The following is a 338-nucleotide window of genomic DNA, read 5'->3' as shown; positions in this document are numbered from 1 at the left end:
CGTGGACACGGCAGCCTTCGTCGCGCGCTATCTCGATGGCACCGACGGCCTACCCAGCTTGCTGCCGGACCTTGTCGACTTCATGGAGCGGCGTATCGCGGGTCAGGCCACGGCAACGGGCCACGCCAGCGACGACCTGACCATAGCGCTGACGCCGGAACAGGCACGCGACCTGTTCGCCAAGGAGCCGGAGATCGTTCAACGCACGTTCGCCGAGAAGGAGCTGTTCAAGCTGCTTGCGCAGGTCGGCGCCGATTACAATGACGCGTCGAGTCCCTATGCGGGCAAGTATGCTCGCGGTTACGCGGCACTGGAAAGCCTGTTCCCGAGTGCGTTGG

The 338-nt window shown here is 64.5% G+C and carries 1 protein-coding gene; it reads left to right on the top strand.

The features are described from left to right. Positions 1–338: hypothetical protein (locus tag CBX98_RS26405; protein ID WP_172606047.1), on the top strand; the 338-nt coding region annotated here is incomplete at both ends.

The sequence above is a fragment of the Vibrio sp. T9 genome (assembly GCF_003123985.1).
GTDB lineage: Bacteria > Pseudomonadota > Gammaproteobacteria > Enterobacterales > Vibrionaceae > Vibrio > Vibrio diabolicus.
The sequence above is the reverse complement of the archived record's forward strand: the minus strand, read 5'-3'. Positions and strand labels throughout refer to the sequence as shown.